This is a genomic window from Ancylomarina subtilis (genome assembly GCF_004217115.1).
Lineage (GTDB): Bacteria > Bacteroidota > Bacteroidia > Bacteroidales > Marinifilaceae > Ancylomarina > Ancylomarina subtilis.
On the sequence record NZ_SHKN01000006.1, the window covers coordinates 1 to 13717 of the forward strand.

The following is a 13717-nucleotide window of genomic DNA, read 5'->3' on the forward strand; positions in this document are numbered from 1 at the left end:
AGCCTCAGTTCGTTCTGATCAGTCAGCCGAAATTACCTTGCCAGTTCCAGCTGGTAATGTTCATGTGTATGCATTTTTTGGAACGGCAGATGGAGACAAGTTTTCTCCGGATCTTTATTCATTAGTTGTTCTTTCTTAGAATTTATCTAAATTCTAACTTCTTTAAGCTGCTTCGCGATGCGTTGCAGCTTTTCTTAAAATAGGCCTTAAAACGAAATAAAAGTTTAAACCATGTTTAAACTCTTGCTTTTTGATCTTCTTTTTAAAATTTATTATGAGTATTTGAATGCTCTGTAAAGCCCTCGATTACTATGTTTTTGTGCATTAAAATTAACGCGCTGCGTGATAGATGTTTATGCTCGCAGAGCAAAAGAGGATGATAGTCAGCTATCATCCTCTTTTGTAATTTTTAGCTTATTGAGCCCTGCTTTTATTTTATGACTCCCAATTGAGTTCAAAGCCATTCGAGCGGTGATAGAATATCTCCTCTATTTCATGTCTGATTCACCTAAAAGTTGAATGCGGCTTATTTCCACGAAAGGAATTCTCGGCGTCTTTCACTGGTTTTAAGCATTTTTATGGTTTGTGCTAACGTATCGATAAGAAGATTTTGAGCGATAATCATGAGTCTGACGAGAGTTTAGTCTTCTAATGTCAAAAGATTCTCGGTTAAAGTCTTTTGAATTTTTTTGTTGTGTTTGTGATCTGAATTTGGAATTGAATTATTTATTTGGAGTATGTGCCCCCTTGTGAATACATTTTTTTAAATTTGTTACATTGATTTAAAAGAAATTTAAAGTGTAGAGATGGATTATAAAAGCATTATTATTAAGATTCGTAGAATTGTTCGATCAATCAATTTGGAGTCTAAGAAAATACAGAAAAATCATGGTGTAAGTATTCCGCAGGTGCTTTGTTTGGAATATTTAAAAAACTCACCCAATTATCAGGCTACACAAAAAAGTATTAGAGATCATTTGAACCTAAACTCAAGTACGGTCACTGGTATTATTAGTAGGCTGGAAATGAAGGGGCTGCTTGCACGTTTGCCTAAATCAGGAGATCGAAGAGTGACAACGATTACTCTTACTTCCATTGGTGACGAGGTGCTAAGAACCACACCTGATCTTTTGCAACAAAGACTAGCGGTTAAATTAAAGAGTATTCCCACTGATAAATTAGAGAATATTGGTGAATCATTAGACTTGTTGGTTGAAATGTTGGAGATCGAAGGTCTTGATGCTTCTCCAATGCTTACTGCTGAAGATGTAATTAAAGAGGAATTTAGTGGACCTCAATCATCTTTTGACTCCTCCCTGGATTGATTGTTGTATTGGTGAAAAAAACGATGACACATTCTTCGGGGAATCTACCCCTGTTTTTGTTTTTTTGATATTTCTGAAATAACCTGTAAAAATTAATCCCAATTGGTCGTTTGTTTATGACGCTTCCCAATGGTTTTTTATAGTCAGTTGTGGTCTTACTTTCGGATGCTGATAATTATTGAAAATGCTTCTTTAAACAGCAGTCTGTTTTATATTAGCATTTCCTATTTGAAACTGGTTATTTGTAATCTGAAGACTGTTGTCTTGTATCCATCCGTGTTTGCTTTGTTTTTATACTGATTATTTTCCACTATTTATAAAAATATGATCAGATAGTTTAAAGCGATCCAAATGTCCTCATTGTAATGAATAAAGATTTTGTAATTTTTAGCAAGAAGGATCTTTATACATACAGGAAGTGAAGTGTTAAAACCTCTATTTTAACACTTTCAAAACTTACATTATTTTTTATATCTGAACTATAATGCTCCCCATCGCTTCTTTTTGTCGTCAATAATAATTGTTTCTCTAGAAGGTATTTGTGTTTTATGTTGGTTTTGAATGAAGTGTGAATTACTATGGAGATGTTTTTTTTATATCACTAAAATTTTGTATATTAAGTATTTGTGTATACCTGCAGTGGTTTTTTTGTGTTTGTTCTAATTATAATGATTTTGTATTTTTTAGAATTCTCCTTACATTTGTCGCATAGAAACTAAAATTGATTATTCTAATCATAGAATCACATTTGTTCTTTTTTTGGATTAGTATTTAAATGGTATGGTTTTGCTTTTTGGAGATAAAAAAGGAAGGGTTAGAGTTTGGGAAAAACGTCTTTTTTAGTTTAAAAGTCATTTTTTATATGTGGGTTAATTAATTGTTGTTGTTCGTATGGACAGAGAGATGATATCTCGTGTTTTGTCTGTGATAATTGACTTTTAGTTTGGTGTTTTTATCCTTGTTTTTAGTACGTGAACATTGTTTCTGGAAATGTGGAACAAGGTTCACGAAGATTAGACTGAAACTTTAATAATGTTTAAGGAAATTATGATGTTATATAGGTTTAAGGTTGAAAAATGATTGTGTGAGCATTGAAAAAAAACTATCGGAATTATTAAATTCATACCCCTTCTCTCTAAGGATACTTGGTTAGCATTAGTTTGTTTTAAGTTTTTTCCGGGTAGTTCAAGCTTAGTGTCCTTGTTTTGAAAATCAATTGTTAAATGTGAAATCTTCATGGGTTTGTCATGATTAATTTGAAGGAATCATCAATCATATCGTTGTTTGATCGTTTTTTTTTTGTTGATGGAGAAGAGGCAGGTTACCAAAGGAATATGTGCTTGGGACTCGAAGGATATATATAGTTCCCAATGAATTTCCGGAAAATTTAATTGTTTATTTTATGAAATTTAGAAAGTTGAACAGGAGTATTCCTTCGAGAATATTGCTACTTGTTGTCGTTTTTTTTGCATTGGGAAAAGTTGATGGTATTGCCCAAAAAACGAACAAAGAGTATGTTAAGATTGGCGGAGCGTTGCGTTATAATATTTACGATAAAAGCTGGACTAAGGATAAAACTGAACCTCGATTTGCCTGGGATACTTGGCGTTTGAATGTAGATGCTCGAACTTCAGGTGTTGATTTGAGTTTTGAATACAGATTCTATCCTGGTGATGATACTCATTTTTTGCATCATGGTTATCTTGGTTATGCAATCAATGAGGATCTTTATATGAAGTTGGGTGTTTCTCAAGTCCCTTTTGGGATTACTAAATATGCTTCGCACTCCTGGTGGTTTCAGATGCCATACTATGTCGGTTTGGAGGATGATTATGATGCCGGAATAAAATTTGATTATACAGGAATTAAGAATCTGACTTTGAATGTTGGGTATTTTCGACAGGCTGAGCCGCAGGGAAGTCCGAATTTTTCTGCACGCTATTCTTATGACATAACGCCTTCTGAGGATGCTTCAATTGAGGAGCTCAACCAATTTAATATTAGAGTTGCTTACCAGCTAACTAAAAATGTAGAGCTGGGTTTCTCCGGTCAGTTTGGTCAAAATTACAATACCGTTCTGGAGGAAGCTGAAAATTCAACTGCTTTTGCCGGGCATGTTTTAGCAAATTTTGGGAAGTTCAACTTTAAGGGTGAGTATATCCGCTATGATTATGGTGCTAAAGATAACCTGGGGAATAGTCTAGATAAACTTCAGATGGGAGCTTACTCCTATGATTATAATGTTGCCGCCGAAGCAGATATTTATGTTGCCGGTTTGGCTTACTCTATGGATGTGGATTTTGGTCCAATTACTAATATACAAGCTTATGTGGATTACTCAATTATCGATAAGAGAAAAGCGGGTTTCGAAAGTTCGGAGCATTTGGTGCCCGGTTTCCTGATCACTGCAGGAAGTATTTATACTTATGTGGATTGGGCTTTTGGAAAGAATAATGCATGGTTGGGCTCTTGGACCAATGGATTAGCTGAGGGGAGTCCTGATGCAGATTGGGAAAGTCGATTCAATGTTAATATTGGTTATTATTTTTAAATAAAATATAATGGAAAAAACAAAGATAGCAGTTAAAGATCTGTATTTGATTTTCGGCTCTAAAAAGAAAGAGGCGTTGCGGTTAGTGAAGAAAGGGGTTGGTAAGCAAGAGGTTTTGAAAAAAACAAACTGCACTATAGCTGTGAAGAATGCAAACTTTGATATTAAAGACGGGGAGATTTTTGTGGTGATGGGACTTTCCGGTAGTGGTAAGTCTAGTTTGATTCGATGCTTGAATCGATTGAATATGTCTACCTCTGGAGAGATTCTTGTGAATGGGAAAAATGTGGTAAGTATGGACAAACAACAGTTGACCGACTTGCGACGTAAGGAGATGGCAATGGTGTTCCAGAATTTTGGATTGTTGCCGCACCGGTCCGTGGTTTCCAATACTGCTTTTGGACTAGAAATTCACGGGGTTGAGAAAGAGGAGCGAGAAAAGATTGCTATGGAAACATTGGCCACTGTTGGGCTTCAGGGGTACGAGTATAAGATGACTTCTGAGTTGAGTGGGGGAATGCAGCAACGCGTTGGTTTGGCTCGTGCTTTAACTACAGACCCTGAGGTTTTACTGATGGATGAAGCTTTTAGTGCATTGGATCCGCTTATTCGGAGTAATATGCAGGATGAGTTATTGGATCTGCAAAAGAAGCTAAAGAAAACGATTGTCTTCATTACTCACGACTTGGATGAAGCTCTTAAGTTGGGTGATCGTATTGCTATTATGAAAGATGGAGAAATTGTTCAGGTGGGAACTCCGGAGGATATTCTTGTAGAACCAGCAGACGACTATGTGAAGGCATTTGTTGAAAATGTTGACCGAAGTGCAATTGTAACTGCAGGATCTATCATGTTTACCGGAAAGGAGATAGGTAAGTTGATACTTGAAAAAGACGGACCTGCCCTGGCGCTGCGTCGTATGCGCGAAAGAGGTGTGGATCGTTTGCCAGTAGTGAACAAAAGTAATGTTTTCATGGGATGGGTGAAAGCCCAGGAGGTCGCTGAGCTCAAAAGGCAAAATGTGCGTAGCCTGGAAACGATTTTGATTGATGAGGTTCCTTTGGTAGATCCAAATACGTCGGCTGCTGATTTATTGCCCCTTTTTATCGATCATATCTTGCCAATAACGGTGGTGAACAGCGACAAAGAGTTGCTCGGAATTGTTGTTCACTCTTCTGCAATTGCAGAGGTGATTGGTAAGGAGAGAGGTGAAGTAATTCAAATAAAAGAAGATGGAGGGACTTATGATGGAGAAAATTAATATAGGAAAATATGTTGAGGCAGCGATTGAATGGTTGTCTATTAAGGGTGCACCCGTTTTTGATGCCATTAACAATGGAGTTGAGGCTTTGGTAGAAGGATTTCAGAACCTTCTGCTGGCACCACACCCTCTTGTTGTCATATTTTTGATAGCTGCCCTGGGGTATTATCTGGGGGCAGGCAGAAAGAATTTGCTAAAAAGGGCTGGTTGGAAAGAGGCTGGTGGGGTACTCCTTTTTACGATTTTCGGATTGTTGTTGCTATGGGGTATGAATTTCTGGGAAGAAACCATGCAGACCCTTACCTTGGTAATTGTCTCAACCCTTATTGCACTTCTAATTGGAATCCCATTGGGGATTTGGTCTGCCAGAAGTGATAGGGCACAACGTACCATTCGCCCTATACTTGATTTTATGCAGACTATGCCTGCCTTTGTGTATCTGATTCCGGCTATTCTTTTCTTTTCGGTTGGGAATGTTCCAGGGGTTGTGGCAACTGTTGTATTTGCGCTGCCACCTGGGGTACGCTTAACCAATTTGGGAATACGGAGTGTGCCTAAAGAGGTGGTTGAGGCGGCCTATTCTTTTGGGAGCACTCCACGACAAGTTCTTTATAAGGTGCAGATTCCTTTGGCTAAACCATCCATTTTGGCAGGGGTTAATCAGGTGATCATGCTTTCTCTTTCAATGGTGGTAATTGCTTCCATGGTGGGAGCTGCAGGATTGGGAGAAAAAGTGTACACTGGTATTTTAAAAGCCGATATAGGTCTGGGGTTCGAAGCTGGTCTTAGCATTGTGATTCTAGCTATTATTTTGGATCGTATCTCGCAGTCTTTGGGAGGTACACAGAAGAAAGAAAGTAAATAAAATACAATAATTTTAAAAAAAAAAATGGTAATAAATATCATGAAAGTAATCAAATTGCTCCCTATTGTTCTTCTGAGCTTAATTATGGTTCAGGGATGTAATCCTAAAATGAAGAATGATAAGAAAGAGGTGTTGACCCTGTATCCAAACTGGGCCGACTCTTTCAATGGTGGTAATTGCTTCCATGGTGGGGGCTGCAGGATTGGGAGAAAAAGTGTACATAGGTATTATACAAGCCAATATAGTTCTGGTGTTCGAAGCTGGTCTAGGCATTCTGATTCTAGCTATTATTTTGGATCGTATCTCGCAGTCTTTGGGAGGTACACAGAAGAAAGAAAGTAAATAAAATACAATAATTTTAAAAAAAATAAAATGATAAAAAATATCATGAAAATAATCAAATTGCTCCCTATTGTTCTTTTGAGCTTAATTATGGTTCAGGGATGTAATCCTAAAAAGAAGAATGAAAAGAAAGAGGTGTTGATCCTATATCCAAACTGGGCCGAAGGGGTTGCCTTTACTCACTTGGCTAAAGTTGCCCTTGAGGATATGGGGTATGCTCCAAAGGTGAAACCAATCGAGCCAGGGCCTATTTATGCCTCACTAGCCAAAGGTGATGCAGACCTTTTTCTTGATGCTTGGTTGCCAAATACACACAAAGAATATTGGGAAAAGTTTGGTTCTAAAATCGATAAGATTGGTGAAGCCTTTAGTGGAGGTACAACAGGTATTGTGGTGCCGTCTTATGTTGAAATTAACTCCATTGAAGAGTTAGCTGCATACAAGGATAAATTCGAAGGAAAAATTATTGGAATTGGTAGTGGTGCTGGGATACATGGCAATACTGAAAAGGCTATTGAAGCTTACGGTTTGGATTACAAGCAAATCACCTCTTCGGGCCCGGCAATGTTGGCGAGCCTAAAGAAGCGTATTCAGCGTAATGAATGGGTTGCTATCACGGGATGGAAGCCTCATTTTATGTGGGCGCAATTTGATATTAAATATCTTGAAGACCCGAAGGGAGTTTATCCTAAAGATGTATGCGCAATCCTGGCCCGCAAAGGATTTACTAAGAATTTTCCCGAATTGGCAACATTTTTCAGTAATTTTAATGTCACAGAAGATCAGTTGTATAGCCTCATGGCAATGATAGAGAAGGCTGACAGCCCTGAAATTGCAGCCCAAAAATGGTATAAAAAGAATAAGGATTTGGTGAAAAGCTGGATGATTAAAAAATAGATCTATATTTTTAATTAGTATTAAAAGAAAACAACAAGGAATCGTTAATTTCTTGTTGTTTTTTTATTTGAGTGCCTCGTTCTGATATAGTGTTATTGTTTAATAATTTGGATCGTAATATAGTAGGGAAAGGGGCTTTTGATTCTTTATATATATTTGAGATAGCGCGAATGGTGCTGTGTACAAAAAGAGTTTAATTTAAATTGATTAGAGTTCTTCTTTTAATTGTAAAAAGAAATTGAGGAAAAACTAATTGGTTGTAGTGTGTAGGTATAATAAAATTGAGATATATGCGTAAAATATTAGTGGTAGTAGGTTTGTTTTTATTGTTTTCATTACCAGTAATAAATGCTCAGGCTAATCAAGAAATTCAGATAGATTCTATAAATAAGCCTTTGTTTAAGCCGTTTATAGAAAGGTATATTTTAGATGAATTAAAGAGTTTGCGACGAGAGAATCTTGAATTGAATAAACAAGTTTCTGAAAAAATTGCACAAGCTAAGTTGGAGTCATCTGATAGAGCTATAAATTACACAACAAGTACAATAAATAATATTTTTTATATTATTACAGCAGCAGCTTCCTTACTCGTTTTATTGGGGTGGAAATCTTTAAGTGATATTAAAAAAACAATCAAAAAGGATACCAGTTCTAAAATACAACATCTTACAGCTGATTATGAAAGGCGTTTGGAAGTGATTGAGAAACAAGCAAAAGTGCGATCAGAGATAATTGTAGATACTCAAAATAAAATTAGTGTCACGAATTCTCTACACTCCTTGTGGATGCGCGCTGGGATTGAAAAAAGCGAGGAAGAGAAAATTTCGATTTACGATGAAATTTTGGAGATTAACCCCAATGATATTGAAGCAATGACATATAAAGCGGATGCTTTATTGGAAATCGGAGAGGTGCGATGGGCTCTCAATCTAGTGAATGCTGCAATTGAAAAGGATAATAAATATGCATTGGCTTTTTGGCAAAGAGCATGTGCTTATGCTCAGTTAGAAAAGGAGGTTGAAGCAATAAAAGACCTTGAGAAAGCTATTGAGTTATCAGAAACATTTGTCGATGAGGTTGGTAAAGAAATTCATTTCGATAAATTGAAGAACAATAAGAGATTTAAAGCTATTGTCAATAGTTAAAGTATCAAATTTGATTTTTGTTTTGCCAGATAATTGGGCTGTGGAGGTGTCTATTAATTGATTTTGTCTAATTATGAGTGCGTGCTTAGGTTGTGTTTTCTTTTTTTAAGCTCCTGTTTTCCATCTCCTTCTTCTTCTTCGAAGTTTTATCTTTTTTTCCAGTAATATCTTTAAATATTAATCCTAAGTGGTAGCTCATTGGTAGTGATGTTTCGGTTTTAAATACATATTCTACAGAACGAATATGCAAACAATTTTTATTTAGAAGTATTTATTTGATTAAAATTAAAGGGCATAAGTTGTTTGTCTAGTGAATATTGGCGTTGTTTTGCTTGGGTGCGGGAGGATTATTTCGGTTTGTGGTTTATCGGTTATTTATTATATTTGTTGTGCAGAAACAAAAATGCAAATATTTATGGTAGAAACTAAAGTTTACACATCTTTTTTAAAACCCGATAATTATCAAAGAGAATCTATTGTGGATTTTCTTCACACTCACCTGGAAGAATATGGTGATGAAAGGCAAGACATTGATAAGGCTGTAGCCTATGCCTTGAAAGAAAGAGCTTCCTTGGGAGGCTTTATTATCAAAGCAAAAAAAGCTGATGAGATTGTTGGCGTTGTTGTGGTTAATAGAACAGGAATGGAAGGCTATATTCCTGAGAATATATTGGTGTATATTGCGAGTCACAAGCGATGCAGAGGTCAGGGTGTTGGAAAACAATTAATGCAAGAGGCTATCGAATTAAGTCAAGGGGATATTGCTTTGCATGTAGAGCCTGATAATCCGGCTAAGTTCTTGTATGAGAAGTTAGGGTTTGAAAATAAGTATTTTGAAATGAGGTTTAAGAAATAATATTAAAATGGCGTATATAACTCTTGATGCTGGTAAGTTAAAGGCTAATTTTGATTTTTTAGATGAACTGTTTAATGGAAGGGGGATTAAATGGACAGTTGTTTCAAAACTGTTGTGTGGGAATGAATTATTTCTTGAAAACTTGGTTTCCTTAGGCGTGAAAAGTTTGTGTGATTCTCGTGTTTCGAATCTAAAAATGATAAAAACATTGGACTCCAATATTGAGACCATATATATAAAACCACCTCCAAAGCAGTCTGTTCGAGAGATTATACAATTTGCTGATATCAGTGTTAATACAGAATTAAAAACCATAGATTGGCTTTCTAAAGAGGCACAAAAACAAAATAAAACTCACAAAATAATCATTATGATTGAATTGGGTGAGTTGCGCGAAGGAGTTATGCGTGATGATTTTGTGAACTTCTATAAGAAAGTATTTGAATTGCCTAATATTGAGGTGGTTGGAATTGGAACCAATTTAACTTGTTTGAATGGTGTGTTGCCAAACGAAGATAAACTCATACAGTTGAGTCTTTACAGGCAGTTGATAGAAGCTAAATTTAATAAAAAGATTCCGCTGGTATCAGGAGGGGCTTCTGTTACAATTCCTTTAATTTATCATGATATTCTTCCTAGTGGAGTGAATCATTTTAGAGTAGGTGAATCTTTGTTTTTGGGAACCGACGTTTATAATGATAAGCCTCTTGAGGGATTAAATACAGATGTGTTTAAATTATATGCCGAGATTATCGAATTGATTGAAAAACCCATGGTTCCTGCTGGTGAATTCGGTACTAATCTTGAAGGTGAATCCTTAGAGGTGGATACAGAACACATAGGAGAAACCTCAAATCGAGCCATTATAGATTTAGGCCTACTTGATGTAGATAGTAATCATATTAGTCCGGTAGATGAATCTCTTAAACTTATTGGTGCAAGTTCTGATATGTTGGTTATTGATTTGGGCGAAAATAAAAATAAGTATAAGGTCGGTGGTTTGATCGAGTTTAGTCTGGATTATATGGGAGTCTTGAGGATTATGAGCTCAAGATATATAGAGAAACGGGTGTTTGTAAGTTAATCGTTAATTCTAAAACATAATTTTAATGCGAAATAATAAAATATTGAAGGAAGAAATTTTTGAATTTGTGGATAAAAATCAACCTGTTGGATTGGGTGAAATTCTTGCAGGTTTAAGCTTATCCCATTTTTCAGGTGCAAGAGTGGTACTGGATTTAATCAAAGAAAACAAGTTGAATTATTCTAGTCCAGGAAAAAAGATTGTTGTTGGATAAGTAAGCTCATTGATTTCAATGGCAAACACACTCTTTTGGGAGTGTTTTATTCGAGTTGAATGATTGTTCTTATTCAGGATAAAAATATGCTTCCCAATAAAATATTTTATCGCCACTATTCATTATAGTGGCTTTTTTGCCTTAATTTGTTTGGGCTACATAGCAAGTTTTTACATTATATTAGAAAATCCTGTCGAGATGTCTGAGTTTCATGTTTAGGCTGGCATAACATTTTCTGATACTTTGTTTCGCAACCGTATTTATTATTAGAAAAATTTAGAGCTGGTTTAAGATCATAAAAGAGGATGATAGCGTTCTATCATCCTCTTTTGTGTTTATTGTGGTTGTAAGTCTATTTTTTCTCTTTTTTAGCTTTTTTTACTTTCTTAATTTTTTTGATTGTCTTTCCGTCATCGGTAACCTCCACTTCGATATCAATATTTTCATCCTGATCTGATTGGCAGTCAATTTTGATGATTTTCACGTCAGAATCCCCGGATATATCCTTGTCGACATCTTCTTTTATGATATAAACTTTTTTACCGTCTTTATGCTTGATGTGCATATTTCCATCTTCATCAATAATCTCAATTTTGATGATTTTTTGCTCGTCGTCTCCATTTTCGATAAACACGTTTCCATCATCTTCAGAAATGTTGCGTTTTATTTTTGAATGATCCGTTGAATCACAATTCAAAAATTCTTTGATGATTACCTTGTGTTTGCCGTGTGAATCCTTGTCGTCTGAAACCCATATAAAGTCTTCACCTTCTAAATCCTTAAGCAATGAGTCAGGAATATTTTTTGATTTGATAATTTTGATGATTTCTTTTTGGTCTCTGAAATCATGAATGATAGTGTCGAATTTTATAGATTTTCCATCTTTATTGATAAGAACCTTAACTTTGGCTTCTTTTATCGTTTTACGTTCTTGCGCATGGGTGCTGTGTGCACCGATGAAAATGAATCCCATTATTAAAAGTAGGAATGCTAATCGTTTCATAATTATTAAAATTTAGTTTTGATTAAATATCTACTTTCAAAATTAGGAAGACTCACATTTAAAAGGCGTTAAGCTTTGACTAAAAAGAGTTAAGGAAAACTTAAGGTTTGGTTGTTTCTTTTGGTATCGAGAATGAAAAGCATGAGCCTTTCCCTTTTTCACTTTCGACCCAGATCCTGCCTTTGTGTTTTTTTACAAATTCAAAACATAGAATTAAACCTAAGCCAGTTCCTGTTTCACCTTCTGTACCCTGAGCGCTGGTATTGACATCAATTGTAAATAGATCATCGATTATTTCTTGTGACATGCCGACACCATTATCACGTATTTTTATGACTATTTCAGTTTCATTTTCGTTAGCTTCAATAGAGATGATACCTACTCTGGGAGTAAATTTTACAGCATTGGAGAGTAAGTTGCGTACAATGGTTCTAATCATGTTTGGATCAGCAAATGCAGTTATGTTTTTATTGATATCATGTTTAAAACGGATCTGTTTTGATTCAGCAATACTTTCAATAATTTGGATCGGGTTTTTTAATTCCCGATTAAGATTGATGAGGTTTGGATTGTATTTGATAGCCCCTGTTTGAGTGCGCGACCATTCGAGTAGGTTTACCAATAATTCGAAACCTTGTTTTGAAGATGTTTCTATAATACTTGCAAGTTCTTTTGCTTCTTCTTTATCGTTTGAATCAATTGCGTCGACAAGAAAAGAACTCAGTGTGATTAGTGCATTAAAAGGGTTACGTAGGTCATGGGCAATGATGGAGAAGAATTTGTCTTTAGTGCTGTTTAAGGCTCTCATCTTTTGTTCACTTAGCTGCAATTCATCCAGACTTTTTAGGTGTTTTTCAAGTAGCTTGTTTGTTGAGCTTGACAGTCGTTTTAATTCATTAAGATTAAACTTGTCTTCTTTGAGCATTTGGTGTTTGGAAATGGCTGTTTCGAATTCGGAAATAAAACTGTTGAAATTGTATCTGATTCTTTTGTTTATATATTGGCTGATGATAAAAAATAATACCGAAGCACCCAGCATGGTTAGTAGGAGATAGGTGACTCTTTTGAACGAATCTTTTATGAGTTCTTTTTCTTTTTGAGCGATTGCCATATCTATTGTTGCGGTACTCGATGAGGCACCAATCATCCATTCCCATTGGTTATAGCCTTTTACATAGCTAACCCGTGGCGTGTACTCCCCTGTGTTTTCATCAAGCCAGGAGTATCTGAGAAAATCTCCATCTGTATTTTTTGCAATATCGAGTTCTTTCTCAAATATATTAAAGCCTTTGTTATCCGTAATGTTTTTAATGTTTGAACCATTTTTGTATTGGTCAGAGTTGATTATAAGGGCTTTGCCATCATAGTCGTTTATGAATAATTGCCACTCTTTAGGATCATAAGAATGGCGAAACCATTCCAGTGTTTCTTGTTTAAGATCTTCTTTGAAATCATCCTGATATTCACCCAATCCTAAAAACCAATTGTAAGGTTCAAAACGTTTTAGAAATGCTCTCTTCAGGTGGGATACGCCATTGTCAGAATTCGGTTTAGTCCACAAATAATTGATATATCCCTATTTGTTGTTGCGCATTAATTTGATTTCATCCTGAATGACATACTTGCCAGATATATCTTTAATATCAGTCAATAAATGCCCTTCTTTTTCGGGGGTGATGGGATGCATTTGAGTGTAGCCATCCATATTGATGATATAAATATAGCCCCGACCATTAAAATAACGTAGAGGTCTTAAGGTTTCTATTATTAGGGTCTTAATCTCCTGTTCAGATTTTGAATTTTTAAATCGATTGTAAATACCATAGGCTAATTTCCACGCATTTTGTATTTGCATAGAGAGTTCTTTGTTTAATCTTTCTTCAACTTTCGAATTGTTATAGTTGATATAGGAAATTGCATTATCGACAGAATGTTTTAGGAATTGTTTTTTTTCATTTTCAATGGCTTCTCGGGATCTCAGAACATCTTTTTTGTGAGCTTGATAGTCGACAATAATAACCAGGCTTCCAAAGCCAAAACTTAAGAAAAGTAAAATGAGTATGTTGTAATTGCGAAATAAACGAGGAATGTCAATTAGTCGAGATTTCATATGAAGTGTTTTTGTTCATAAGAACAAGTTACGTTAATTAAAGAATAAAAAAAACCCTTCGGAT

Annotated in this window: 12 protein-coding genes and 1 pseudogene; 10 read left to right on the forward strand and 3 right to left on the reverse strand. The window is 35.5% G+C overall.

What is annotated here, in order from left to right; genetic code table 11:
- Nucleotides 1-806: 806 nt before the first annotated feature.
- From EV201_RS15495 to EV201_RS15540, 10 genes are all read left to right on the forward strand, one after another.
- A complete protein-coding gene (locus EV201_RS15495; RefSeq protein WP_130308559.1) occupies nucleotides 807-1325 on the forward strand; it encodes a MarR family winged helix-turn-helix transcriptional regulator in 519 nt (172 codons plus the stop codon).
- A gap of 1402 nt (nucleotides 1326-2727) precedes the next feature.
- Nucleotides 2728-3876 carry a hypothetical protein gene (locus tag EV201_RS15500; protein ID WP_242610503.1) on the forward strand — a complete coding sequence of 383 codons (1149 nt, stop codon included), beginning with the start codon at nucleotides 2728-2730 and terminating at the stop codon, nucleotides 3874-3876.
- Between the two features lie 10 nt (nucleotides 3877-3886).
- Nucleotides 3887-5137 carry a quaternary amine ABC transporter ATP-binding protein gene (locus EV201_RS15505; protein WP_130308560.1) on the forward strand — a complete coding sequence of 417 codons (1251 nt, stop codon included), beginning with the start codon at nucleotides 3887-3889 and terminating at the stop codon, nucleotides 5135-5137.
- Nucleotides 5109-6002 (forward strand): ABC transporter permease, encoded by an 894-nt coding sequence (locus EV201_RS15510; RefSeq protein WP_242610504.1) that lies wholly within the window; start codon nucleotides 5109-5111, stop codon nucleotides 6000-6002. The genes EV201_RS15505 and EV201_RS15510 overlap by 29 nt, the downstream gene beginning before the upstream one ends.
- A gap of 166 nt (nucleotides 6003-6168) precedes the next feature.
- Complete coding sequence (locus EV201_RS15515) at nucleotides 6169-6348, forward strand: hypothetical protein (RefSeq protein WP_242610505.1); 180 nt, start codon at nucleotides 6169-6171, stop codon at nucleotides 6346-6348.
- A 26-nt stretch (nucleotides 6349-6374) separates the two neighbouring features.
- The gene (locus tag EV201_RS15520) at nucleotides 6375-7241 is read left to right on the forward strand and encodes a glycine betaine ABC transporter substrate-binding protein (protein WP_130308561.1); all 867 of its coding nucleotides are present in this window, start codon (nucleotides 6375-6377) and stop codon (nucleotides 7239-7241) included.
- Nucleotides 7242-7531: 290 nt separating this feature from the next.
- On the forward strand, nucleotides 7532-8386 hold the full coding sequence (locus tag EV201_RS15525) for a tetratricopeptide repeat protein (protein WP_130308562.1): 855 nt from the start codon (nucleotides 7532-7534) through the stop codon (nucleotides 8384-8386).
- Nucleotides 8387-8801: 415 nt separating this feature from the next.
- A complete protein-coding gene (locus EV201_RS15530; protein ID WP_130308563.1) occupies nucleotides 8802-9242 on the forward strand; it encodes a GNAT family N-acetyltransferase in 441 nt (146 codons plus the stop codon).
- Nucleotides 9243-9249: 7 nt separating this feature from the next.
- Entirely contained in the window at nucleotides 9250-10326 is a 1077-nt protein-coding gene (locus tag EV201_RS15535) for an alanine racemase (RefSeq protein WP_130308564.1), read from the forward strand.
- Between the two features lie 25 nt (nucleotides 10327-10351).
- Complete coding sequence (locus tag EV201_RS15540; RefSeq protein ID WP_130308565.1) at nucleotides 10352-10540, forward strand: hypothetical protein; 189 nt, start codon at nucleotides 10352-10354, stop codon at nucleotides 10538-10540.
- A 352-nt stretch (nucleotides 10541-10892) separates the two neighbouring features.
- On the opposite strand, the gene EV201_RS15545 is transcribed toward EV201_RS15540, so the two are convergent.
- The 3 genes and pseudogenes from EV201_RS15545 to EV201_RS16580 all read right to left on the reverse strand — a co-directional run.
- Complete coding sequence (locus EV201_RS15545; protein WP_130308566.1) at nucleotides 10893-11543, reverse strand: hypothetical protein; 651 nt, start codon at nucleotides 11541-11543, stop codon at nucleotides 10893-10895.
- 100 nt (nucleotides 11544-11643) lie between these two features.
- Nucleotides 11644-12654 carry a sensor histidine kinase gene (locus EV201_RS16575; RefSeq protein ID WP_341272868.1) on the reverse strand — a complete coding sequence of 337 codons (1011 nt, stop codon included), beginning with the start codon at nucleotides 12652-12654 and terminating at the stop codon, nucleotides 11644-11646.
- A pseudogene (locus EV201_RS16580) lies at nucleotides 12649-13653 on the reverse strand (cache domain-containing protein); the annotation flags it as partial. The pseudogene EV201_RS16580 and the gene EV201_RS16575, both read right to left, overlap by 6 nt.
- Between the last annotated feature and the right edge of the window lie 64 nt (nucleotides 13654-13717).

Excerpts from the sequence above, each read along its gene's own strand:
- EV201_RS15495 (WP_130308559.1), top strand. The coding sequence starts at position 807 with ATGGATTATAAAAGCATTATTATTAAGATTCGTAGAATTGTTCGATCA.
- EV201_RS15500 (WP_242610503.1), top strand. The coding sequence starts at position 2,728 with ATGAAATTTAGAAAGTTGAACAGGAGTATTCCTTCGAGAATATTGCTA.
- EV201_RS15505 (WP_130308560.1), top strand. The coding sequence starts at position 3,887 with ATGGAAAAAACAAAGATAGCAGTTAAAGATCTGTATTTGATTTTCGGC.
- EV201_RS15510 (WP_242610504.1), top strand. The coding sequence starts at position 5,109 with ATGGAGGGACTTATGATGGAGAAAATTAATATAGGAAAATATGTTGAG.
- EV201_RS15515 (WP_242610505.1), top strand. The coding sequence starts at position 6,169 with ATGGTGGTAATTGCTTCCATGGTGGGGGCTGCAGGATTGGGAGAAAAA.
- EV201_RS15520 (WP_130308561.1), top strand. The coding sequence starts at position 6,375 with ATGATAAAAAATATCATGAAAATAATCAAATTGCTCCCTATTGTTCTT.
- EV201_RS15525 (WP_130308562.1), top strand. The coding sequence starts at position 7,532 with ATGCGTAAAATATTAGTGGTAGTAGGTTTGTTTTTATTGTTTTCATTA.
- EV201_RS15530 (WP_130308563.1), top strand. The coding sequence starts at position 8,802 with ATGGTAGAAACTAAAGTTTACACATCTTTTTTAAAACCCGATAATTAT.
- EV201_RS15535 (WP_130308564.1), top strand. The coding sequence starts at position 9,250 with ATGGCGTATATAACTCTTGATGCTGGTAAGTTAAAGGCTAATTTTGAT.
- EV201_RS15540 (WP_130308565.1), top strand. The coding sequence starts at position 10,352 with ATGCGAAATAATAAAATATTGAAGGAAGAAATTTTTGAATTTGTGGAT.
- EV201_RS15545 (WP_130308566.1), bottom strand. The coding sequence starts at position 11,543 with ATGAAACGATTAGCATTCCTACTTTTAATAATGGGATTCATTTTCATC.
- EV201_RS16575 (WP_341272868.1), bottom strand. The coding sequence starts at position 12,654 with ATGGCAATCGCTCAAAAAGAAAAAGAACTCATAAAAGATTCGTTCAAA.